Here is a 24,615-nt window from a genome sequence, read left to right on the forward strand (position 1 = left end):
ACTCTTTCGGCATTATTTTTAGTCGTTCATAATTGAAATGGTTGGGTCACGAATCCTTCATCAGTTATTAAAATAGCTTATTTCACCTTGCGCAAAAGAAACGTACTCACTGCGCTCGCTGTCGTTAACCTTTTGCACTTAATTCATCCCTGAAGCAGGGTCCCATCGCGCATCCATGCGCTCACTTCCTCATGCTGCGAAACTTTGTTTCGGTCATTCCTCACCCTTGCGCAAAGGAAACGCACTCACTGCGTTCGCTGTCGTTAACCCTTTGCACCTAGTTAACCCTTTGCACCTATCTTGCGTAAAAGTGCCTGTACTTTCTTAGAACAAGACACTTAACTAACTCAGTAGAAAAGACGTAAAGTGGCGAGCAAGGGTCGATATGTGGATATATCTAAATTGCGTGAGGATACTTTTTAGGAGGGGTCAAGGGAGCTGTGTCGCCCCCTCGTTGTTAGATTATAGTTCGAATGGTGCGACGCCTACAGCTTGCATTGTGTACCCTGTTTGTGCGAGCTCATTCTTAAAGCTCTCCACTTTTATAGTACCGGTAACTGTAATGGCATCGTAAAGGCTGTCGATAGGCACTCCATTTTTAATTTTAACGTGCACAATTTGATTTGGTGGTGGAGGTGGTACATGGATACACGCACCAAAATAAGGTACAAGTAAAAACTCTGTAATTACTTCACTGTCACCTTCAAGTGGTACGACGAATCCTGGTAAGCTAATGCTTTTGCCATCAAGGCTTTTTACGACGGGCGCATCGAGATCCGGCTGAACCCAGTTTTTATCATCGCCATCATGGCTGGCTGCTTCTTGGTTGCTAATTTGAACATGTCCTGTAGGGATGAGGTCGTCCCAAAAGATTTCTTTAGGGGGAGCCGCTAGGGCTGTAAAGGACACTAAGATCATCATAGCTACAGATATGAGCTGCGATAGCAATCGAGTTGAAAACATAAATAACCTCTTAAAGTTTGATACTCATACCGTCATTGAGTGAGTAAAAATATGCACGAATAGCTGGGATTGTGCCTATCACCGCGCCTGTGCACATGATAACGCCAAGTAACATTAGTTCATAGTAACTGAGTAGAGATAAAGAGATCGAGATGCCGAATTGTGCCTGCAATACACCTTGGCCTATCAGCATGAGCAAATAGAACAGTACTACTCCAATTAAACTTCCAAGTACGGTAATAAGAACTGCTTCACTACACATTAAAGAAAAGATATGTTTTGGTCTTGCACCAACAGAGCGCAATATCGCAAGTTCTCTTCTACGTTGGCTTAGAGAAGATAGAAGTGTTGTGAGCATACCTAATAAACTAATTAATACCACAACAACTGAAAACAATAACAGGATCTTTTCGACGATATCTAACATCCCCCATAGTTCCCTGAGGGTTACACCTGGCATAATGGCCGATAGTGCCTCTGGCTTATATGTATTGATATTTCTGCGGACTTGAAGCGTATAGAGTGGTGAATCAAAACCCATTAAAAATGCTGTGAGTTGTTTTGGGTGACCAATTAGATCTCCAGGTTCACTTTCTAAAGCACTCAAGTCATGCGCTTTATGGTTGTGATGTTTGTGCTCGACATTATCATGCTCATGCTCATGCTCATGCTCATGCTCATGCTCATGCTCATGCTCATGCTCATGCTCATGCTCGTTGCTTATAATACGTGCGTCATTAGTATGTGCAGAGTCATGCATAAGTTCTATTGCTTTAAGCGGAACGTGTAAAGTTTTATCAACGGGTGTCCCTGTTGGTTCTAAAATGCCAACAATGGTGAGTGGGTTATCATCGTGATTATGGAAGCTGGTATTTCCCATTCCATGTGCGACAATAATCTGCTGCCCAACGTGATAATGGAGTTGTTTTGCAACTTCGCTGCCAATCACTACTTCTTGTGCATTATGATAGGCTCTGCCGTAAGTAAACGTTAGGCTTTGTTTCTTACCATAACGGTAATATTGAAAGTAGTTCTCGTCACTACCTAGTACTGAAAACCCTTTATGACTGTCCCCAAGACTAATAGGGATTGTCCAAGCAACACCTCGTTGATCTTTGATGTATTGATAGCTTTGCCAGGATAACCCGTTGTTAGCATGCCCAATTCTGAAAACACTAGACAATAAAAGCTGTATGTCACCAGTACGAGCGCCAACAATTAAATCGGTCCCTGATATAGTACTGCTAAAGCTTTGTTTTGCTTCTTGGCGTACTCTTTCAATTGAAAGAAGTAACATCACACTAATGGCAATAGTGAATAAGGTGAGGAGTACGCTGGCTTTGCGGTTTAGTATGCTCTTGAATGCGAGCGTTATAAGGTTCATCGGCAAGCTCCATTGATCTCTTGAAGACTCACTTTTCGATCAAATAAATCTGCAAGGCTATTGTCGTGACTGACAAATAACACTGTAGCTTGGTAGTGATCAGCTTGTTCAAACAATTGTTTTATAAATACATCTCTATTGTCTGCATCTAAAGCTGAAGTAGGCTCGTCAGCAATAATTAACTCTGGCTGACCGATGAATGCACGAGCAGCTGCAACACGTTGCTGTTGGCCAATACTTAACTCACCTACTGAACGGCTGCGGCATAGTTCATCAATGCCTAATTCTTCGAGTAATGTGATTGCTTGTTGATTGGCTGTACTATTTGCGGACTTTAAGGTTGCAGTTCTGCGGTCTGAAAAGTTACACCCTAAAATGACATTTTCAACTGGGCTCAAATAGGGTAGTAAATTGAAATTTTGGAATATAGTACCAATATGGTCTGCTCTGAATTTGTCTCGATTGGCATCACTGAGCTGACCCAAGTCTTGCCCTAATATTGTGATATTACCTTGCTGCGCCGTTTGAATTCCAGCTAAAAGGCCAAGCAATGTGGACTTGCCACTTCCACTTGGACCATGAAGAAATAGTTTTTCTCCTTTTGCTATGTGCAAGTTACTTATATGCAGTGTAGCTAGAGGCTGGCCCGGCCAGCTGAAAATCAGATCTGAAATTTGGATCATTTAAACATCTCTTTGTACCGAGTTTTAATTATGTTATCTCAGAACAGAACCTTGCTAAACTAAGTTTCGCTCGGTTTGCGTTGTAATGCGGTAAACAATTGTGATTTTTGTTGCGCTCGACTATTATACACCCCTCTAACCCCCTCTGTATTTTGCGTCCTTTAGCAAGACGCAGCCGTTCTCTATGGAGATACAATGAGTAGCTACAAAGTTTTAGACGTCAATGACGATCTACCAATACGCACCAAAGGTGCAGTTCACAGTGGTAAAGTACGTTCGGTTTATTGGTTAACCGACCAAGACAGCGCCAGATTAATCGAAGAAAAAGGTTATGATGTTCCCAAGGGAACTGAGCTTGCGATCATGGTTATTTCAGATCGTATTTCAGCATTCGATTGTATTTGGCAAGGTGAAAATGGATTAAACGGTGTGCCAGGAAAAGGCATCGCATTAAATAGTGTCGCCGCTCATTGGTTTAAATTATTTGATGAATCAGGCCTTGCTGGAAATCATATTGTCGATATTCCTCACCCTTATGTGTGGATTGTGAGAAAAGCAAGTACAGTGCGTGTAGAAGCGATTGCTCGTCAATATATAACAGGCAGTATGTGGCGTGACTATGGCAAAGGTGTAAGAGAGTTTTGTGGTATTAACTTACCTGAAGGCCTTGAGGCACATCAGAAACTGAATGATGTACTTATCACGCCATCTACAAAGGGAATTATATCTGGCGTTGACGGGGTACCAGAAGTGGATGATGTAAATATCACCCGCAGCAATATCACAGATAACTTAGAGGCGTTTAACTTTAAATCTGAAGATGACGTTGCCCGCTACGAGCAGCTACTCAGCGAAGGATTTAATTTGATTTCAGCGCAGCTGAGCAAATTAGACCAAATCTTCGTGGATACGAAGTTTGAGTTTGGTTATGTAGAAGATGCTGATGGTTCTTCGCGCCTTATTTATATTGATGAAGTTGGTACGCCTGATTCATCTCGTATTTGGGATGGACCAGCATACAGAGATGGCAAAATTGTCGAAAACTCTAAAGAGGGTTTCCGTCAGTTATTGATTAACAACGTTCCAGATAGTGATGTGTTGCTGAACAAAGATCGTATGCCAGAAAGAGAAGCGCTTGCAGAGTCATACAAACTGCCGCAAGACGTGATGATGTCAGTATCTGAAACTTACGTTGGTATAGCGAGTAAAATAGTTGGCCAGTCTCTCACTATTCCACAAGACCCTCGTGCGGAAGTTATTGCAATCTTAGACCAAGAATACGGTCTTATCGATTAAGCAAACTCACTAAAATGCCTAGCAGTCAGTTATTTACAGGATTGTTAGGCATTGCGACGTGAATTCCTTGCATTTCCTCCCTAAGTCACTTTTACTTAGTATAAATACATGCGCGTTCACTAGGTTTGAACGGAAAGGTCTCAATGTTGTTACCTGCTAGGTGTGAAAAATAATAGTGTAACTATTACAACGCCATTCAATTTTTCACTCTCTTTTCTTTGATATAGGTAGCGTCGTTTTATCTTTTCTATATTATAAGCAATAGCTTATAAAGTGCACCGTTCGCTCCTGAGGTGTAAAAGCATAAAGTTTTTTGATTGATTTTATTGATGCTGAAATTAAATGCCCGCCGGCAAGGTCTGTCATTAAGGGCATGCGTTTAGTAGTACAAAATCGAATAATCATAGGGTTGGTTACAGTAAGTTGTTGCTGTTTAGCCGGAGTTCTCCGGTTTCAGCTTGAACTGAATAATTGTAGTGTTAAAGGATCGCTATGGGCACGAGTTTTAAAAATCGCATTATAGTGCTGTGTGTTGGTTTGGTATTAATTACCGCGATTGCTAGTTTGGCGGGCTTTTGGTGGTCAACAAGCCAATTTAAAGAGCGTCAAGTCCAACAAGACATTCAAAAAGCACAGAGCGTATATCAACAATATTTAGTTGCCAGAGAGCGATTGCTCGTTACTGCCGCATCAGTGTTGACGCAAGACTTTGGCTTTAAACAAGCTGTTGCAACAAGAGATGCCTCTACGATTAGCAGTGTACTGTACAATCATAGCCAGCGTATTAATGCAGAGTTGATGCTACTGCTGGATATGCGTGGCAAATTAATTTCGACCAACCAAAACCAATTAGTCTTACCTCAAGATATGCGGCCGCTAGTAAAAGAACTGCTGGCGCATGAAGAACGCTCAGCTTTTTTGGTGCTTGATAAAAAACTCTATCAAGCAATTATTCTACCTGTAAAAGCCCCTAGAACCATTGCATTCACGATTGTTGGCTTTGTCGTCGATGAACCAATCGCAGAGCAATTGAAAGGGCTCACGGGCATGGAAATGAGCTTTATTAGTCTTGGTGAAAAGATGAAAGCGAGCTCTATTCAGTTGCCCGAAGACAGAGATTTGTTCGCCTATTTACATGAACAAAAAATTAGTAGGTGGTTTGGTGAGTATCCTTTGTATATTAATGCGGAAGTTGCATTGCCGTCTTTGTCTCAAGTGCCTGTGAGCCTAATTTTAAGCGCTGATTTGAGAAGTGAGTACGAAGAGTTTGATCAATTGGTACTGACGATTGTATTTCTGTCTTGTATTACAATGTTGTTTGGCTTTCTCGCCAGTGGCTTTTTAGCCAAAAACTTGGCAACACCGTTACAGCAGTTAACGGTAATGGCTAGGCGGTTTGCCAAAGGTGATTACAACGCCGAAATTCATGAATCGCGACCGACAGAAGAGATCTGTCAGTTGGTCGACGCTTTTCATGAAATGGGAGATGATATTCAGGCGCGTGAGAAACAGATCCGGTACCAGGCAAGTCACGATTCGTTGACGGGGTTTTATAATCGAACCTCTGCATTACCAATTTTGGATGCTTTGGTGTCGACAGATCAGGTTTACTATCTGTTAGCACTTGATATTAAGGGGCTAAGGCATATTAACGATAAACTTGGCCCACGCATTGGGGATAGCTGCATCGAGGCAGTTGCTAAGCGGATTGAGATTGTAACGTCTAGTTTCGAAGGGCTGAATATTCGTCTAGGTGGTGATGAGTTCTTAACCGTATTGCAAGCCAAGCCTGATTCGACGATGGAAAATTGTGTTGATAGTTTCCTAAGCGAGCTCAGTAAAAGCTATACCATACATAGCTTTGAGATTAGTTTGCGCTTTAGTGTTGGTGTCGTGCACAGCCCAGAGCAAGCAGACAATGCGGATGACAGTATCCGTCGTGCGCTGATAGCTGCCGATAATGCTGCACATGGGGTAGAGGATGTCTACTTTTACCAAACGGGTGAAGATGAAGCCTACTTAGAAAGATTAGAAATTATTGATGAGTTGAAGCAGGCACTAGTCGACGATGATGGTCAGTTGTTCATGACTTATCAACCTAAACTAAATATGCGTTCGGGTATGGTTGATAAGGTTGAGTCATTAATACGCTGGAAACGAAAAAGTGGTGACTGGGTGTCACCAGAGCTGTTTATTGATTTAGCAGAGCAATCAGGATTGATTGTAGACTTAACTCAATGGGTATTAAAAACGGTGGTATCCCAAATTGCGCATTGGGAAGCGCAGGGTGTCACCATGAAGGCGGCTATTAATGTCTCAGCGCAAGATATTGCAGATGTAGACTTCATTCCCCACTTGCAAAGTGTGCTAAGTGAGTTTTCAGTTGCGCCGGGCTTAATCACGATTGAGTTAACTGAGCGAGACATGATTGAAAATGAAGAAAAAGGGATTGCTGCGCTGCTGGCATTAAAAGAACTTGGTGTTCATATTTCTTTAGATGATTATGGGGTTGGGCAGACTTCTCTTGGGCGACTGAAAATGCTGCCTATCGATGAATTGAAATTGGATAAGGTCTTTATTCTTAAGTTGGCAGCATCCCATCAAGACCAGTGCATTGTGCGCTCTACTATCAGCTTAGGTCATCAATTAGGTTTTTCGGTTGTTGCTGAAGGGGTGGAAGATGCAGACTCATTGCAGCTACTTGATGAAATGAAGTGTGATTATGCCCAAGGGTACTACTTAAGCAGGCCATTAAAAGCCAATGATTTAACACAATGGTTAGGGCAATATCATAAAGCAGGCTAACAGTGCTCAGACAATAGTGTGCTTAATGCATGGTAAATCTTTTCAGGGGATACATCTTGTATCATATCTAACTCATTGAGCGATGTAGACTGGTGAGTTAAAGCAATCAGTTTGTCTGTTTTAGGAGCTACAAGGGACCATGGTGAAGTTCCGTGCCCCACGATGGCGACACATGGGACGTCACAAGCTGATGCGATATGCATTGGTCCAGAATCAATCGAAACAATGGCATCCATTGCACCAATATTATCTACGAGTTCTGCTAAACTCATGCTGCCGGCTAAATTGTGTACGGTAACGTTTTTCCTAAGCGCCAGAGAAGATAGGGACGCCATATCAGATTGTTCAGACTGATCACCCAACAGAAAAATATTAATATTTTTGAGGGTGGAAATGTGCTGAACAACCTGTATTGCCAGATGCTCTGGGTAATATCGAGTTCCTTTCACCTTTCCACCCAAGTAGAGCGCAACATTACATTGGGTCTCAGATAGCGTTAGTGTTGATGGTTGAGCTGTAAGCTTTGGCGAACTGAAATGTGTAAAAGGCCTGCCATGTGCATCATTGACCAGCTTACAGTAGCGATAGATATAATGGTGGCATTGGTCTAATTTAAAAGCATGGCTTAAAAATGGTCGGCGTGCGTTTTGAGCGTAGCCGATCACATTTTTTATACCTGCTAGTTTTGCCAAGACAGCGTCGGTGAGTGAACCACGAAATAAAACAGCTAATGCAAAGTTTTGATGTTTAAGCTGGCTGGCCATACCATAAAGGCCGCGATGTTTTTTACGGCAATGGCGATCATCAGATATGATCTCGAGTCCATATTGACTTGCGCGTGAGAATATTTCGGTCAGATGCGGCCTGACGAGAATACAGATACGTTGCGTTGGGTAGAGTTGCTTCAGTAATGCTAAAGCCGGCAGTGTATTGATAGCATCGCCGATAAACTTAGGTAAGATAGCTAATACAGCCCCATCTAGTCGATTTGAAACAATTACTTTATTACCCATACATTAACTTGAGATACAAATTTATCCTATCTAGTATAACGCTACGCGTTTTAGAAATTAACTAGAATCAATGAAATAAGTGTCTGACTATGACAAAAAATATAAAAAGCTGTCAATGGTTGTTTGAAAACCTAGCAAATGTAATTGTGCTCGATGCGGGGATAGTCAAACCTGGAGAAAAGGGCAATTATAGCCCACCTGCAATTATCCCTACCGCACTGCGCTTTGATATTAGCAAAAATTTAAGTGACGAATACTCAAATTTGCCAAATATGATGTGCTCAGAACACGTCTTTCAAGCCGAAATGCGCCAGTTAGGGATCGATGGTACAGACACGGTTGTGGTATATGATGACAAGGGGTTATTTAGTGCTGCTCGAGCTTGGTGGATGTTTAAAGCGATGGGGTTCGATCGAGTTTTCATTCTTGATGGTGGATTAAAGCAGTGGATGGCTTTGAGTTATGAGACAGCATCTGAATATTCAACTGTGAAGCAGGTTGGCAATTTTACAGTAATGCCTCGAGAGCAATATTTTATTGATAAACAGCAGGTATTGGCATGTATACCTCACCAAGATGTCTTGCTGTTGGACGCTCGAGGGCAACAGCGTTTCAAGGGTATAGTAAGCGAACCTAGAGCAGGCATGCGAAGTGGGCATATTCCTCAGAGTGTTAATTTACCTTATACCAATGTATTGACCGAGCAAGGCTTATTGAAACCCCTACCTGAATTGGCACAATTACTTGAGAGCTTGGGTGTGAATGAAACAATCAAGACATTACAGTTTAGCTGTGGCTCGGGAGTAACGGCCTGTATATTGGCTTTGGTCGCTTTAGAATGCGGCTACTCAAACCTACAAGTGTATGATGGCTCTTGGAGTGAGTGGGGCCAACTCGCTGACTATCCGATTACGGTTTGTGAGCGCTAGGTAAGAGTGGGTTACATATATATCAATTGTTGTACTTTGCTTTGTAAGGAAGCGGGGGTGGTATAAAGCGTTTGCATGTTTTTATCATTTAACGCGGCATGCAAAGGCAAAGTTGATATGCCAGCCATTGGCACAGAGTCGTTATTGGGCACTTTGATGAGACGCACGATATCTCTTTTTCCCAGCTGTGAAATGGAGGGAATAAAAGGTCTGAGCTGAGAAATCAAGAAGTCTAAGCATGGCTCCCCTATGTCTCCTCCCAGAATAATCGTCTGGGTGTTGAGAATGGACTCTAAGGTATGAATCGCAATGCGCAATGGTTCTGTTGCTTGCGATAGCCAATTTTTACTTGCGACGTGATTATTGGGGTTTAAGTGTTTAATGGAAGCAAGCGGTTTTTTGTCATTTTTTTCAAGGTATTTCTTAAGAGAAGTAAGGGATGCAAACTCGTTCAACGTGCCCAGTTCCCCTGTGGGTTTACTGCTTTCGGGGGTGACAAAAATATCACCCAAAGCACCTGTTATTCCATTCGTTCCGAGCATAATTTGTCTGTCATAAACTACTGCAGCTTCAACTTTATTACCAAGATGAATGTATATGAAGTTATGAAGCGTTTTAGCCTCACCAAATAACATTTGGTAAGCAGCACATGCAGACGCGGTTGTTTCTACCGCGACGGGCATCTCGAGCCTTTGGCTTAATTCGGTTTGTAGACGTTTATTCGTTTGGTATTGAAATAACGTATCTCCTCGCCCTGTTTGAATAGATAGTCCAGCTGCAAGTACTGAGTGATGATTGAGGTTTTCTGCTTGTATTAGCTTCAAAGCTTCATTTGCAATGTCATCGACATGCCAAGCAGTATCTGTGTGGTGTGTTATTTTCGAGAGGCACTCACCATTTACATAGTACAGGCCAAGTTCAAGCATTTCAGGTGAAATGCGCACAGCTAATGTGTAACAGGCTTTTTTATTCAGACATAGCATTTTTGAAGGTTTACCGGCTCCTTCTGAACGTTTAACTCCAACTTCTTCTATGAGGTTTACACTCAGTAAGTCCTCAACCATATTGGTAATCGTTTGTTTTGTGAGTTGGGTGTTACGTGCGATTTCGGCACGAGAGATAGGGCCTAACGTGACTACTTGCGATAATACTAAACGTAAATTAGCGGCTTTATTTTGTTTAGCATTTAACCCCTTCAATATACTTCTCCCGAGCTTGTCTAATACGACTTTGAAATTTGAAAGATATCTATCTTATTACACATATGAAAAATATCGAATAGTTTATCTCGCTCAATCATACCTGCCATCTTGCTGTAGTTAAGTAAAATTAATTGACAAATAGAGTGCCGCTGATTAAATGTACTAAATTAGGATTTATTAAAGGAACATTGTGTGTCAAGGAAAGGGTCTAATCTACCTACCACAATGCAGCAAAAAATTATTATTAAAACGACTTGGCTAAGTTTATGGGTGGGTGCACTTTGTTTTTCTGTTTTGGGTCATTCATCAACAACGTACACATTGACGCCTGAACAGTCCGCAAATGTACAAGGTGCAAGATTAAGTGCAGCAATGGCGTGGCATGGCTCCAGTCCTTGGATAAGTGCTGTTACTAAAGGTGCGAAAGCAGAATTTAAACGCTTGGGTATCAATGTCATTGCTGTGACCGAGGCACACTATGATCCAGCTAAACAAGTTTCTGACTTAGAGACTTTAACAGCATTAAAGCCCGATATTTTGCTTTCTCTGAGTGTCGATAGTTTGAGCACAAAGCCAAGTTATTTACAACTGATTAAGTCAGGAACGAAACTTGTGCTGCTTAGCAACCCAATTTCAGGCTTTAGTCACGGTGCCGACTTTGCTGGTATCGTCAAAGACGATGTGAAAGGGATGGGAGAGGCCGCAGCGCAATTGGTTGCTAAAGCTCTATTTGATAAAGGTCGAGTTGGGGTGATTTACCATGAAGCTAATTACCCTATAACAAACCATCGCGATAGCGCATTTAGAAAAGCGCTAAAGCGTTTTCCAGATATTAAAATTGTGAGTGAAAAAGGATTTGTTAAAAAAAATCAAACAGCTCAGCTTGCAGCTGCAATGATGATTCAACACCACGATATCGATGCAATATATGTATCTTGGGATGCTGCTGCAGAAGGTGTCATTGAGGCACTGCGTATAAGTGGCCATAAAGACACGAAAGTGATCACTCATGACTTGGGAGTCAACAATTTAATTGATATGGCACTGGGTGGAAATATGTTTGGTACAGTTTCCGATAGGCCGAATGAGATGGGAAAATTAATGGCAAGGATTGGTGCCGGAGCGGCCATTGGTTTAGATACCCCGCTTTATACGCAAGTTCACTTTAACACCGTGACACGAGAAAATATTGCGGCATCTTGGCAAATAGCTTTCGCAACCGAGTTACCTAAGTTGCTGCAACAAGTATTGAAGCAGAGCGAACAGGTAAAGGTGCCGGAATGATGAAGTTGAGTGCACAGGTGACGGCAAATACGTTGGTATATTACACCTTTGTACTGACTGTGGTTGTTTTTACTTTTGTTTTACACAGCAGTGCATTTTTCTCAGTAGAGAATTGGCTTAATATTGTGCGTCAAACCGCACCTATTGTGGTCATGGCTATTGCGTTGAATGTCGCGTTGTCAGCTGGTCAACTTGACCTTTCTATTGGTGCTGTAGTGGCTTTATCAGGCTTGATAGCCGCATTGTTGTTACCTGAGTATGGTGTGGTCATTGCCTCAGTGGTTGCTTTGAGTTTAGGTGGGGCGATAGGCGCGTTTAATGGCTACCTTTCGCTGCGTTTGGCAGTACCTTCATTGATTATCACTTTGGGTACTATGGTCTTTCTGAATGGTTTTGTGCGTTACCTATCAGGGCTTGAATCAATTCCCATTTTAAATAAACCGTTTTTGGCCCTCTTTGGTGGTGGCAGCATTTGGGGGGTGCCTACGCTGTTACTATGGGTTTTGGGTATCGCTGTGAGTGTTTATTGTGTGTTTAATTATGTACAACTAGGTAGACATTTATTGGCGACCGGCGCAAACGTAACTGCGGCTCGGGCTATGGGTGTCAATACAATCAAGGTACGTATCATTGCAATGTCCCTGTCTGGTTTTTTGGCGGCTCTCGCTGGGCTGCTGTACGCAGGCAGAATGCAAAGTGCGCGTTACACATTGGGTGAGTCTGAGCTAATAACGGTGTTAGCCGCCATTGCGATAGGTGGGTGCAGTTTACTGGGGGGGAAAGTCAGTATTTGGGGAACGGTGTTGGGCGTTTGGCTCATTGGTATTTTGAATAACGGTTTGATTTTGTCGGGTTTCTCCAGCGATGTTCAGATGATGATGAAAGGAGTGATCCTTATTGTCGCAGTTGGTATTACTTTTAGGGCTCGTAAGCAATGATACGTACTGCGTTAGATCAAATTGCTTTGCAGGTAGTGGATTTGCACAAATATTTTGAGGATTCACATGTCCTCCGAGGCATCAGCTTTACTGCGAATAGAGGGGAAGTTGTCGCTCTGCTAGGCGACAATGGTGCAGGAAAGTCAACACTCGTCAATTGCCTTGCTGGAAAGTTACTACCTACTCGCGGTGAGATCCTGATAAACGGCACCAAGCAAGTAATTAACTCCCCAATTAAAGCACAAAACTTGGGGATATCAGTGGTTTATCAAGATTTAGCGTTGATAAAAGAAATGAGTGTGGTTGAGAACTTGTTTTTAAATAGGGAAATAATGCACAGTAATACCCTGTTAAATCGCCTTGGTTGGTTAGATAAAAAAGCAATGGAAATGCGAGCTAACAAGTTGTTACGGCGCTTGGGAGGTGAGGGAATTGAGTTACAATTACCCGTATCGATGCTTTCTGGTGGGCAGCAACAAATTGTGGCTTTGATCCGTGCTGTGAATGCTGGTGCGAATATCATTGTGATGGATGAGCCTACAGCTGCATTGGGAAGTGAGCAGTGTAACCAAGTGATTCGGCTAATACGCCTATTGAGCTCTCAGGGTGCTACTATTGTCCTGATCAGCCATAATTTAGGGCAAGTGGCTAAGTTATGTGATCGGGCTGTGGTATTATATCAAGGCCAAACGGTCGCTGACATTGCAGTCAAAGAAGTTACGCAACTAGAGCTACTCGCGTTGATGAGTGGTAAACAATGCGATGGTGTTTCAGCTAATCAATTCAGCGAATACAAGAGTTAATTATGGAGTACTTTGAGGCACTAAGTGCATTTGCACGTTGTACCGTGAACAAGAGCGAAGCGATCGCTGTCTTGGCAACAACAGCAGATGGCTGTGGTTCAATTCAGGTAACGCTGCCAATGTTTAAAACGGTGTTGCAACAAGTTTTAAACGACGAGTTAAGCTTGGATGAGCTTGAGTTTTGGGCAACAATTTTATTGCAACGTGAAGACTTTCAGGTAGACGCAATAGAGGGAAGTTTATACGCATTGTCTGAGCCCGGTTTAATGGGCGGATTGGATAAGGCCAAAATAGCACGGCTATTAGCATTGCTAGATTGACCTAATTGGTGGTTGTTATTTGTGGTATGTCAAACAAGCTTCCACTTCGTTCTTAGAACCTAAGATGACCGCAACACGCTGGTGGATTTCCTGTGGTTCAATGTCCAGAATACGCGCTTCCCCTGTGTGAGCTAGGCCACCAGCTTGCTCAACAAGCATTGCCATCGGGTTTGCTTCATAAAGCAACCTCAGCTTGTACGGTTTTTCCGGGTTTTTGGTATCTGCAGGGTAGGTAAATAGTCCTCCGCGACACAATACGCGGTGCACGTCTCCAACCATCGCCGCTATCCAGCGCATGTTGAAGTTTTTCTCACGTGGCCCATCGCTGCCCGCTAGTAAATCAGCAATATAGTTTTTCATTGCAGGTTGCCAGTGGCGCTGGTTAGACGCATTAATTGCGAATTCTTGTGTATCTTCAGGGATTTTTGCAAAGTCCTCGGTTAACAGGAAGCTGCCATGGGTCTTGTCTAAAGTGAAAATACGAGTGCCTTTACCTGTGGTCAGCGCCAATGTAGTTGAAGGGCCATATAATACATATCCTGCGGCAATTTGGTTTTTGCCTGGTTGCATAAAGATGGCTGGATCTGCTGCGTCCGAGCCTTCAGGTGCTTCCATAATTGAGAAGATGGTGCCAACCAAAGAATTAATATCGGTGTTTGAAGAGCCATCTAGTGGATCAAACGAGACAATAAATTTTGCATCTGGATTACCCGCTACTGTGTAATCTTCTTCTTCTGAGGCAATGGCTTTAACATAGCCTGACTCAAGCAAGATGTCTTTAATTAGCTGATTGGAAAGTACATCTAACTTCTTTTGCGTTTCGCCTTGAATATTTTCATCCAAAGTTGAACCCAATACACCAGAAAGTGCACCTTGTCCTACGCGAAAAGAGATTTCTTTACAAGCGGCTAAGATAGTACGGATCAGAGAAACTAATTCTCTAGAACACCCATCTTCAAATAACACCGGCGGTAATCTACGCATATTTTAAATCCTGATAACGTTTGTCGGGCCGCAGTGAAGTGTATGTGAGAGAGTCACTGCAGGCTGCGCTGAATTTCGTCTTGATTCACTGTTTTTTGTATACAATTTTATATACTAGGTAAAAAACAATCACAAAACATGAAATAACAAAGACACAATTATGATAAAGAGACGTATGACACCTTATCTCGTTTCGACTTTGTTACTGCCTATGATAACGCATGCTCAGGCAGCAATTAAGTCCATAGACGAATTTACTGATAAGTTTAATCATTTTCCAGGCTATTATTCGTTTTACAGCGACAAAAGCAGCGGCAAAATATACCTAGATGTAGATAAACTTTCACAGCCTTTCTTATTACAGCATAGTTTGCCTTATGGGGTTGGTTCAAATGACATTGGATTAGATAGAGGTCAGCTAGGTGGCACGCACCTTGTTCAGTTTGAACGATTTGGTGATAAAGTCATGCTTCGCGCCAACAACACTTACTACCGTGCTAGTGCAGATAACAATGCAGAGCAACAAAGTGTGAAAGAAGCGTTTGCTTCAAGTATTTTGCATGGCTTTAAGGTTGTCGCGGAAGACTCGGACAGTGTACTGATTGATTACACCCCTTATTTGTTGTCGGACGTGCATGGTGTAAGCCGCCGTTTAAAAGCCACTAAACAGGGCAGTTATAGCCTCGATAAAAATCGCAGTGCGGTATATTCGCAGCGCTCAAAAGCTTTTGTGAACAATACTGAGTTAGAAGCGGTACTTACCTTTAAAGGAAAAGACCCCGGAAAATATGTGCGTCAAGCAGCTGCCGACCCTTATGCGATTACTGTACACCAAAGGCACTCGTTAATTGCATTGCCAGATGAAAACTACACGCCGCGTCAGTTCCACCCTCAATCTGGTTTTTGGAGTATTGAGCACAAAGACTATTCTGCACCACTGGGTGAGTCTATGTATGTACGATATATCCCGCGCCATCGTCTAGAAAAGAAAGATCCAACGGCAAAAGTATCCGAAGCAGTAAAACCGATCGTCTATTATTTAGACCCCGGTGTACCAGAGCCCGTAAGAACGGCTTTACTTGATGGGGCTCGCTGGTGGGAGCAAGCCTTTGAGGCTGCGGGCTATCGAGATGCATTTCAGGTTAAAATGTTGCCCGAGCATGCTGACCCAATGGATGTGCGCTACAACGTGATCCAGTGGGTTCACAGGGCAACTCGCGGATGGTCTTATGGTGCATCTGTGGTAGACCCGCGCAGTGGTGAAATTATTAAAGGCCACGTGACTTTAGGGTCGCTTCGTGTGCGCCAAGATATTCTTATTGCAGAGGCTCTGGCTGCGCCCTTTATGAAAGGCGATGAGGTAACTCAGCGACTTCATGATATGGCGTTGGACCGTATTCGTCAGCTCAGTGCCCATGAAATAGGACATACTTTGGGTATTGCGCACAACTTTGCGGCTTCCGGAGATGAGCGAGCTTCTGTGATGGACTATCCACACCCCTTGGTAAAGTTTGATGCGCAAGGCAAGCTGGATGTAAGTGAAGGTTATGCGAAAGGCATGGGGGCTTGGGATATTCAAGCTGTAAAGTATGGCTACAGTGATTTCTCAGCGACCAATGAAGCCGAAGCGCTCAGTGGCGTTATTCAGGAAACCAAAGATCTTGGCCTCGGGTATATATCTGATGCCGATGCGAGACCGAAAGGCGGGGCGCACCCGAGTGCCCACCTTTGGGATAATGGCGCAGATCCTGCCACAGAGCTGCGCAGAGTGTTGGGTATTCGCAAACAAGCGCTAGCGCAATTTGGTATAAACAACATTCAAAATGGGGTTGCGTTATCTCAACTTGAAGAGAAGCTTGTACCACTTTACCTGTTCCACCGCTATCAAGTTGAGTCTGTTGTTAAGCTTATCGGTGGAGTTGATTATCACTACGAGGTACGTGGAGAGGGACCATTGAAAGGTGCTGAAGTTGTGGCGAAGTCAGAACAGGCTGATGCATTGAATGCGCTTCTAGAAACGTTAACGCCTGAAGCATTGGCTATTCCTGAGTCAGTACTTTCTGTTATACCACCTAAAGCGTATGGTGAATCTCGTAACCGTGAGAGTGTACATGGTCGAACAGGCTTGCCGTTGGATGCGATGGCTTTACCTGAAATGGCAAGTTCACATACACTGGATCTGTTGTTAAATGCAGAGCGATTGAATCGTGTGGCTCAGCAATATGCAAGAAACACCAAGTATCTTGGTAGTAATGAATTGTTGACTAAGTTACACAAAACCGTGTTCAAATCTACAGCGAGCGCTCCAATGGCAAAAAAATTGAACGAGCGAGTTCAATATTTAACGGCACATAGAATGGCTACGCTTAGTGCCAGTTCAAAAGTTGACCCAGAAGTTCAAGCACAGTTACGTTATTACTTGCAGCAAGTAGCTGATGAGTATACTGAACAGTCTATGTTCTCGAGCACTGACATATCGAAGGCCTTTGAGCAGTATTTAGGGGAGCATATTCAATATTTCTTAAAACGAGGCAAGTGGCCAGAGAGCTTTAAACCGCTTTCAATGCCGCCAGGTTCTCCTATTTAGGACGGGTCTTAAGCTATAAAAAAGCCCCAATGAAGGGGCTTTTTACTACGAATTCTGGAGCCTATTACCATTTAAGCGATTTGCTTTTCAGCCAATTTCAATTCCATGGTCGCTTTCAATAATCGATATAAATTAATCGCGGCATCAATTTCTTCTTTACGATTGGTTAAGCTTTCAATGTTTAGCCCAAGGGGCACATCAAGCTGAGCGCAACTGCGTAAGATTAAATCCAAATTTTCACGGCAGATCTTAATCGACTCTTTCAATGTATTGTCTGAATCTAGCATACGCCACTTGGTTGCTTCTGGAACTGAAATGCCGAGCCACTGCATAAACTGCAAAGTTTTCTCACCACCGCAGGGTGTAAAAGTTAAAATAATACGTTTAGGTTCGATGCCTTGCTGGCGACATGTACGCGCATAGCTAGTTAGCAAATCTATGGTTGCTTGCGCGTCATACACAGCTTGAGAAATGAAGAACTCGCACCCTTGTGTCGTTTTGTCAATTAAGCGTTCATGCTCATTGCGTTTACTGGCATGACGCTCGGCTATCGTTACACCGCCAAGAAAGAAATCATCTTGATGGTCACGCAACGTTTGGTAGGCATCTGGCAAACTTAGCTTAATGTCCCCTTTTGACGATGGGCTACCGACAAGTACTAGGTTACTCAATCCAAAATCTTGTTTTGTTTTATGCAACCATTGGGTAAATTCACTTTGATCTCTTTGCGCAACACTTTTATAAGTAATGACATCTAATTTAGACAATTCGCTAACTACTTGGCTATATTCACAAGGGTCAACAGTCTGCTTAAATGGAAATGGGCGAGGCACATCCGTGCGGCTACTTTCATCTTGAATATCGTAAATAACAACACCGTCATATTCGATTTCATGTAATCGATTCAATAGCTTAGTGGCAATGGTTTGTACTTGTTCTTTATCGGTCCCCTGCTTTGGCGGTGTGGTTCCGATTAAATATACCCCTTGATTCGGGTCTAAGATTTTCTCTTGCAGCGATAATGCCATGGTCCTCATTCCTGCCAATTCGTAGTTTCTCGTGTAAATATAGCAGCCATTTAGACGTCTAGATAGATTTTTATTAATGAAAGAAATTCAATTAACTTGAATTAAATTCATATTGAGGTGTCGTAGTGCTATTTTGTGCTTGTCTTTTCAGTACTTAGAATTTTTGGTTATTTTTGAGTTTTTGTCGTGATAATGCAGATTTATTGAGGCATTAATGCATAATTGTGTCACTGACAAGCGCTCACAAAATTGCGTGTATAAAAAACATCAAGATAAAGACTAGGGACACATATGAAATATAAGCTTTTAGCGACCAGTCTAGCGGTGACGTTAGCACTGGCTGGTTGTGCATCTAACAAAGCCACACTCTCATCGGCTCAACAGAGCACCGCTGCAACCCAACAAGCGAATGACAAAGTATTTTCCCATGACTATGTATTAGAAGAGTTAGATAATGGCTTACGAGTTATGGTGGTTAAAACCGATTACCCAGATGTTGTGTCACTGCAGATCCCTGTGTCGGTTGGTTCAAGAAATGAGATAGAAGAGGGTAAAACGGGCTTCGCACATTTCTTTGAACATATGATGTTCAAAGGATCGAAAAAATACCCCGAGCAAATTTATAAAGACATAATCAAGAATTCCGGTGTTGATAACCGTGCATACACCACGAATGATTACACGAATTACTACCTGAGTTTTTCCAAAGAGCACTTAGACAAGGTGTTGGAAATACAGGCTGATATTTTTCAAAATTTACACTTTAGTGAAGAGCAGTTCCGTACAGAAGCGCTGACTGTGAAAGGGGAGTATCTGAAAAACAATGCTAATCCTTTACGCAAATTACTCAGTGCAGTTCGTGATAACGCATATGAAGAGCACACATATAAGCATACTACGATGGGGTTCTTTGAAGATATTGAAGCAATGCCAGATCAAATGGCCTATGCGGACCTATTTTTTGAACGATTTTACAAGCCTGAGTATGCAACGATTATCATCGTGGGTGATGTGGAACCACAAGTAACGGTTGATATGGTAAAAAAACACTGGGGTGAGTGGCAGCGCGGTGACTACCAAGCCGATATCCCTGTGGAGCCAAAACAACAAGCAGCAAAATATAAACATGTCGTCAACGAGGGACAACCAGGTCATTGGTTGCTGGTCTCATATAAAGGCCCTGCTTGGCAGCCAAGTAAAAAAGATCGCGCTGCGGTTGACTTGATTTCAGAGCTTTATTTTTCAGAAAACTCAAAGCTTTACCAAGAGCTTGTAGTAGATAAACAAATTGCGACCCAACTTATTACTTACAATGCCGAAACGAAAGATCCTGGCTTATTACACGTATTCGTAAAAGTTGAAGATGAGAAAGATTTGGCTGCAGTGCGCGATGCTGTAAATCGCACGTATGCGAGTGCGCGTACTGAGCTGGTCGATGCTGAAAAGCTTGCAGCACTTAAATCAAATCAGCGTTACAGCTTTGCAAATAGTATGGACTCCTCAAAAGCCATCGCATCCACATTGGCAAGCTATGTCCACTTCGAACGCGACCCAGAAGTGATTAATCAAATGTACGCGACAGCTGATACAATCACACCTGAAGACATCCGTAAGATTGCAAATCAATACTTTGTTGATAGCGGCAGAAATACAGTGACAATGTCAGCGCTTGAAACAATTGAAGGCTTTGAGCAAGAAGTTGGGCTTGATGCCTTAGCTGAGAAGATGGGCAAACCAGCCAAGCAATATTTTACTGTACTCGACAAAACGTCAAACTCTCCACTGGTGGACGTAAACTGGTTATTTTATACCGGTGCTGCAGCGGATCCTGAAGGGAAAAAAGGCCTTGCCGCATTAACTGCTGCAATGTTGGCAAAGGGGGGCAGTGCAACCAAGTCTTACAAAGAAATTCAAAAGGCCCTCTACCCATTAGCTGGAAGTTTGTCTCATCAGGTAGACAAAGAGATGATCTCTTTACGTGGTCGCGTGCATAAGGATAACGCCGACCAGTGGTATGCATTGGTGGGGGAGCAGTTATTAAACCCAGGCTTCAGAGAAGATGACTTTAATCGTCTGAAAAAAGAGATGATAGATGGTATTAAGTCGGGTTTGAAATCATCTAATGATGAAGAGCTAGGCAAAGAAGTACTCTATCACCGACTTTATCAAGGTCATGTATATGAGAGCTTAAACCTAGGCGATTTATCTGATTTAGAGGCACTTACACTGGACGATGTTAAAGACTTTTATCAGAGTCAGTTTACACAAGCTAAGCTGAATGTTGGGCTTACCGGTGCACTCAATAACGAACTTAAAGCACAGCTGATTAGAGATTTAACTAAACTACCTAAAGGCGAGCAAAAGCGCCTCAATGTTGACGATGCCCCTAAATTGGAAGGCATTCATGCAACGGTTGTGGAGAAAAGTGCAAAGTCTACGGCGGTTTCTTTTGGCTTCCCAATTGATACCATTCGCAGCAGTAAAGACTGGACAGCACTGTGGTTAGTACGTTCGTATTTTGGTGAACATCGTAACTCGGGGGCGTTTTTGTTTGACCGTATTCGTCAAACCCGTGGTATGAATTATGGTGATTACGCATATATTGAGTATTTTCCTCGCGGTATGTTCCAGACCATGCCAGATGCAAACTTAGGCCGTTCAGAGCAGATCTTCCAAGTTTGGTTACGCCCACTTCGCTCGAATAATGATGCGCATTTCGCAACACGTGTAGCCGTGTATGAGTTGGATAAGCTGATCAGCCAGGGCATGACAGAAAAAGACTTTGAAGCGACGCGTAACTTCCTAAATAACTACGTACCTCAACTTGTTGCAAGTCAAGATAGACAGCTAGGTTATGCGCTTGATAGTCAATTCTACAAGACTGAGGAGTTTGTTAATTTAGTTCGCGCTCAATTGGCATCTTTGAGCTTAGAAGATGTTAATCGCGTCATTCGTGAAAATCTACAAACAGACAACATGCACTACGTATTTGTCACTGGCGATGGTGAAGATATGAAACAGCGTCTAGCGAATGAGCAAGTGTCGCCGCTAAAATACAATGTAAGTAAACCGCAGGCTTTGTTAGATGAAGATAAGATAGTTGAAGGCTACAAGCTATCTGTACCAGCTAACAACATTGAAGTAATCAAGGCGGATGATTTATTTCAATAATCGCTTATGAGTAAGAGAACGCCTCGCTATGCGGGGTGTTCTCATTTTTGCTAGTCAACACATCCCTTCAATACCCGAGAAATTCACTGAATGTACTTATTTTGTAGCCAGATGCTTGGTTTATGATTATAAATACATCATTATAGGAACCTTAAGTTATATTTAATAACGATAAAATTCCTTGACAGTAGTGCGCATTCGAGAAGATGCGCGTTAAGATAAGTATTAGGTCGTTAACGATAGACATGTGGTAATTATGAGACACGAAATTTGGCAGCAACTAAGAGATGAAGCACAAGAATTGGTTAAACGTGAGCCGCTATTGGCAAGTCATGTCTACTCGAGTGTGTTAAACCATGAATGCTTAGGTGCCGCCTTAAGCTTTATTGTGGCCAATAAGCTAGCTGATGCTGTGGTATCTGCGTTTACCATTCGAGAGTTGTTTGATCAGGCGTTTGTCGATTGTGACCGAATGCTGACCCATGTGGCGCATGATATAAAAGCTGTTAAAGATCGAGACCCTGCTGCCGATAGTTATCTTAACGTGATACTAAATCTTAAGGGTTTCCATGCATTACAAGCACACCGCCTCGCTTACTGCCTGTGGCGACAACAGCGTAAAGAGCTCGCCCGTTTCGTACAAAGTCGCACCTCTGAGGTATTTGGTGTTGACATCCATCCTGCTTGTAAAGTCGGTCATGGTATTATGCTTGACCATGCGACTGGTATAGTCATCGGTGAAACTGCTGTTATAGAAGACAATGTTTCTATTCTACAATCTGTCACTTTAGGTGGTACTGGTAACGAACAAGGTGACCGCCACCCGAAAATTAGAGCGGGCGTCTTAATCGGTGCTGGCGCTAAAGTATTAGGTAATATTGAGGTGGGAGAAGGTGCGCGTATTGGTGCAGGTTCTGTTGTTTTAAAAGCGGTTGCTCCTCATACCACTGTTGTCGGTGTCCCAGCTAAAGTCGTTGGTAAACCGAACTGCCCATGTCCTGCTGAAAGCATGGATCAAAACTTCTTAGATGATGCAATCAGCCGTATCAACGATTCTCATACCAGCGCCATGCTCTAACTAGAGGTTATATATGCTCCGCCAATTATGTATGGTAACTGGCGCATTTTGCCTGGGTATATTCGTCGCAAATGGATATCACGAGCGTATCCGTGCAAAGGAATCCGACGCAAATACTGGCCTATCAGATTTTGACGCTCAGCAAAGGCAACTAAACAGCGCAGAAGTTATCGGAGCCGAAGAGCCCGAATTGTCTGGGCCTGAGCAAGTTTCCGACAGCCGCCCCTCTCCAGTACATGAAGCCCCCTTGTTAACGCTCGAACAAGAAAATGCCGGCTTGCGTGCGCAGATAAAAAGGCTGCAGATGCAAGCTCATCAAACTCAGCCAACAGGCAATATCGCAGCTAAGCTGCAAAATATTTTTGTATACCAAGAGCGAGATGAGTTGTGGGCCAGTGAAGTTGAAATTCAGGCGGCAGATTTTCTGTATGTAGCGGAGTTGCATGAAGTCGTTAATATGCAACAGGTTGCATGTAAAACGCATGTATGCCAATTGAGCTTTCAGGCGTTTACGTTGGAGGACGGCAATAAGCATTGGCAGGATGTTTATAACGCCTTAATTAAAATGCCTTGGATGCGCCAATTTAAGACCATTACTGCGGTTCAGAATGGTCCATCAATGCAAGTGCATCTCAGTTTAAAGCACAGTACTGAGCTTCAGCGTGAATACTAGTTACGCGATTATTTTGATTTAATACTGGTAATTGTTGAGTGAATTTGGCCGTCGCTCAATTGTGTGGTGAGCGTTTCTCCGGATTTTGCATCTGCCACCGTGGTCAATACATGCTGGTTAATTTGTGTAATGCTATAGCCACGAGATAGCACGGCTAAGGGGCTTACACTATCAAGTCTAGCCGCCAATAGAGCAAGTCGATTCTGGCGCTTTTGCTGGTGGTTATCCATGCTATTTTTCAAGGCGACCTCAAGCTGCTCAAGTTTAGACTTAGCCATGCTAAGGCGCTTTTCTGGATGGAATTGCAGTAACCTTTGATGGAGTACATTGACGCCGTTGTGATGCTTGTGTTGTTGATACTGAAAAGCGCGCGTTAATCTTTGCTGTAGCTCATCAACACGCTGCATTTGTTGCATTAGCTGACTTTTCGGGTGCTGTAACCCTAAGCGCTGCTGCAAACGCGCAATATGCTGCTGTTCACTGAGTATTTTGCGATTGAAAGCTTGAACAAGACGGTGCTTTCGGTCTTTTACAAATGCAATCAGTTCGCTGCTATCGGGGCTGACTAATTCTGCCGCTGCCGATGGCGTCGCGGCACGCATATCGGCCACATAATCACTGATAGTCGTATCTATCTCATGGCCTACTGCGCTGATGATTGGCAGTTCGCTGGCATAAATAGCACGCGCAACAACCTCTTCGTTGAAGCTCCATAAGTCTTCTAATGAACCGCCGCCTCGCCCAACGATGAGCACGTCTACTTCGTTGCGCCTGTTTGCTAGCGCAATTTTCTCAGCAATTTGCGCAGCAGCCTCTTGCCCTTGCACCAACGTTGGATAAATCAGCACTTCTAATTGGGGGGCACGGCGCTTGAGCACAGAAAGGATATCTTTGATTGCAGCCCCTGTTGCAGAAGTTACAACACCAATGCGATTGATAGCATGGGGAAGGGGCTTTTTATGGTGGCTGCTAAAAAGGCCTTCTGCGGCTAGTTGCATTTGTAATGCTTCGAACCTTTGCTTAAGCAACCCCTCACCCGCAGGTGCCATGTGCTCAACAATAAGTTGATAGTCACCGCGCGGTTCGTACACCGACACTCGGGCTTTAACTTGTACTTGCGTGCCATTTTCTGGGCGATATTTGCAATAACGGTTATTGCCGCGCCACATGGCAGCTTTAATCTGCGCTTTTTCATCTTTGAGTGAAAAATACCAGTGCCCAGACGCTGGCGCGACAAAGTTTGAAATTTCGCCGGTTAATTCAAGTGACGCAAAGCCTTGCTCTAATATACTGCGAATTTCGCGATTTAGGCGCGAAACGGTATAAACTTTGTTGTTTTGTGGCAATGACATACCTAACTCCATAAAAAATTCACAGACACTTTACCATATTTTTTGCTAAATTTTGTTTACTCGCATAAGGAACGCTGATAAAATGCGCACGCAATTCCTTATACTCAGAATTCACTTGAGAG

Annotated in this window: 19 protein-coding genes; 11 read left to right on the plus strand and 8 right to left on the minus strand. The window is 43.1% G+C overall.

From position 1 onward, the window contains the following. Positions 1-462: 462 nt before the first annotated feature. The 3 genes from N480_RS14685 to N480_RS14695 are packed head-to-tail and all read right to left on the minus strand — an operon-like array spanning position 463 to position 3,030. Positions 463-921, minus strand: coding sequence for a DUF3299 domain-containing protein (locus N480_RS14685; RefSeq protein WP_231101543.1), 459 nt, complete (start codon positions 919-921; stop codon positions 463-465). A gap of 52 nt (positions 922-973) precedes the next feature. Further along, on the minus strand, positions 974-2,347 hold the full coding sequence (locus N480_RS14690; RefSeq protein WP_063373237.1) for an ABC transporter permease: 1,374 nt from the start codon (positions 2,345-2,347) through the stop codon (positions 974-976). Beyond that, the gene (locus N480_RS14695; RefSeq protein ID WP_063373238.1) at positions 2,344-3,030 is read right to left on the minus strand and encodes an ABC transporter ATP-binding protein; all 687 of its coding nucleotides are present in this window, start codon (positions 3,028-3,030) and stop codon (positions 2,344-2,346) included. Before N480_RS14695 ends, N480_RS14690 begins: the two co-directional genes overlap by 4 nt. A 195-nt stretch (positions 3,031-3,225) precedes the next feature. Between N480_RS14695 and N480_RS14700 the strand changes: the two genes are divergently transcribed. Both N480_RS14700 and N480_RS14705 read left to right on the plus strand, forming a co-directional pair. Beyond that, positions 3,226-4,326: a phosphoribosylaminoimidazolesuccinocarboxamide synthase gene (locus N480_RS14700; protein ID WP_063373239.1), complete on the plus strand. Its 1,101-nt coding sequence runs from the start codon at positions 3,226-3,228 to the stop codon at positions 4,324-4,326. Positions 4,327-4,818: 492 nt separating this feature from the next. Next, complete coding sequence (locus N480_RS14705) at positions 4,819-7,131, plus strand: EAL domain-containing protein (RefSeq protein WP_063373240.1); 2,313 nt, start codon at positions 4,819-4,821, stop codon at positions 7,129-7,131. On the opposite strand, the gene N480_RS14710 is transcribed toward N480_RS14705, so the two are convergent. After that, complete coding sequence (locus N480_RS14710) at positions 7,128-8,144, minus strand: glycosyltransferase family 9 protein (protein WP_063373241.1); 1,017 nt, start codon at positions 8,142-8,144, stop codon at positions 7,128-7,130. The two genes, N480_RS14705 and N480_RS14710, sit on opposite strands and share 4 nt — an antisense overlap. 89 nt (positions 8,145-8,233) lie before the next feature. Here N480_RS14710 and N480_RS14715 point away from each other — a divergent pair, with 89 nt between their 5' ends. Next, on the plus strand, positions 8,234-9,073 hold the full coding sequence (locus tag N480_RS14715; RefSeq protein ID WP_063373242.1) for a sulfurtransferase: 840 nt from the start codon (positions 8,234-8,236) through the stop codon (positions 9,071-9,073). 11 nt (positions 9,074-9,084) lie between these two features. Here N480_RS14715 and N480_RS14720 read toward each other — a convergent pair whose 3' ends face one another. After that, the gene (locus N480_RS14720; RefSeq protein WP_063373243.1) at positions 9,085-10,272 is read right to left on the minus strand and encodes an ROK family transcriptional regulator; all 1,188 of its coding nucleotides are present in this window, start codon (positions 10,270-10,272) and stop codon (positions 9,085-9,087) included. A 195-nt stretch (positions 10,273-10,467) separates the two neighbouring features. Between N480_RS14720 and N480_RS14725 the strand changes: the two genes are divergently transcribed. Genes N480_RS14725 through N480_RS14740 form a run of 4 tightly spaced genes read left to right on the plus strand, consistent with a single transcriptional unit; the run spans position 10,468 to position 13,620 of the window. Continuing rightward, the gene (locus tag N480_RS14725) at positions 10,468-11,559 is read left to right on the plus strand and encodes a substrate-binding domain-containing protein (protein WP_231102266.1); all 1,092 of its coding nucleotides are present in this window, start codon (positions 10,468-10,470) and stop codon (positions 11,557-11,559) included. Further along, a complete protein-coding gene (locus N480_RS14730; protein ID WP_063373245.1) occupies positions 11,556-12,497 on the plus strand; it encodes an ABC transporter permease in 942 nt (313 codons plus the stop codon). The genes N480_RS14725 and N480_RS14730 overlap by 4 nt, the downstream gene beginning before the upstream one ends. Beyond that, on the plus strand, positions 12,494-13,300 hold the full coding sequence (locus N480_RS14735) for an ATP-binding cassette domain-containing protein (RefSeq protein ID WP_063373246.1): 807 nt from the start codon (positions 12,494-12,496) through the stop codon (positions 13,298-13,300). The genes N480_RS14730 and N480_RS14735 overlap by 4 nt, the downstream gene beginning before the upstream one ends. 2 nt (positions 13,301-13,302) lie before the next feature. After that, a complete protein-coding gene (locus N480_RS14740; protein ID WP_063373247.1) occupies positions 13,303-13,620 on the plus strand; it encodes a hypothetical protein in 318 nt (105 codons plus the stop codon). Positions 13,621-13,635: 15 nt separating this feature from the next. Here the strand turns inward: N480_RS14740 and N480_RS14745 are convergent, their stop codons facing one another. Next, the gene (locus tag N480_RS14745; protein ID WP_063373248.1) at positions 13,636-14,604 is read right to left on the minus strand and encodes a class 1 fructose-bisphosphatase; all 969 of its coding nucleotides are present in this window, start codon (positions 14,602-14,604) and stop codon (positions 13,636-13,638) included. Between the two features lie 160 nt (positions 14,605-14,764). On the opposite strand from N480_RS14745, the gene N480_RS14750 reads away from it, so the two are divergent. Continuing rightward, positions 14,765-17,191: a zinc-dependent metalloprotease gene (locus N480_RS14750; RefSeq protein WP_063373249.1), complete on the plus strand. Its 2,427-nt coding sequence runs from the start codon at positions 14,765-14,767 to the stop codon at positions 17,189-17,191. Between the two features lie 71 nt (positions 17,192-17,262). On the opposite strand, the gene N480_RS14755 is transcribed toward N480_RS14750, so the two are convergent. Further along, complete coding sequence (locus N480_RS14755; protein ID WP_063373250.1) at positions 17,263-18,219, minus strand: methylenetetrahydrofolate reductase; 957 nt, start codon at positions 18,217-18,219, stop codon at positions 17,263-17,265. Positions 18,220-18,510: 291 nt separating this feature from the next. Here N480_RS14755 and N480_RS14760 point away from each other — a divergent pair, with 291 nt between their 5' ends. The 3 genes from N480_RS14760 (at position 18,511) to N480_RS14770 (ending at position 23,141) form a co-directional block, all read left to right on the plus strand. Then, positions 18,511-21,390 (plus strand): M16 family metallopeptidase, encoded by a 2,880-nt coding sequence (locus N480_RS14760; RefSeq protein WP_063373251.1) that lies wholly within the window; start codon positions 18,511-18,513, stop codon positions 21,388-21,390. A gap of 256 nt (positions 21,391-21,646) precedes the next feature. Then, complete coding sequence (gene cysE / locus N480_RS14765) at positions 21,647-22,468, plus strand: serine O-acetyltransferase (protein WP_063373252.1); 822 nt, start codon at positions 21,647-21,649, stop codon at positions 22,466-22,468. Positions 22,469-22,481: 13 nt separating this feature from the next. Further along, positions 22,482-23,141: a hypothetical protein gene (locus N480_RS14770; protein WP_063373253.1), complete on the plus strand. Its 660-nt coding sequence runs from the start codon at positions 22,482-22,484 to the stop codon at positions 23,139-23,141. A gap of 8 nt (positions 23,142-23,149) precedes the next feature. Here the strand turns inward: N480_RS14770 and xseA are convergent, their stop codons facing one another. Continuing rightward, entirely contained in the window at positions 23,150-24,493 is a 1,344-nt protein-coding gene (gene xseA / locus N480_RS14775; protein WP_063373254.1) for an exodeoxyribonuclease VII large subunit, read from the minus strand. Between the last annotated feature and the right edge of the window lie 122 nt (positions 24,494-24,615).

This window comes from Pseudoalteromonas luteoviolacea S2607 (genome assembly GCF_001625575.1).
Taxonomy (GTDB): domain Bacteria; phylum Pseudomonadota; class Gammaproteobacteria; order Enterobacterales; family Alteromonadaceae; genus Pseudoalteromonas; species Pseudoalteromonas luteoviolacea_E.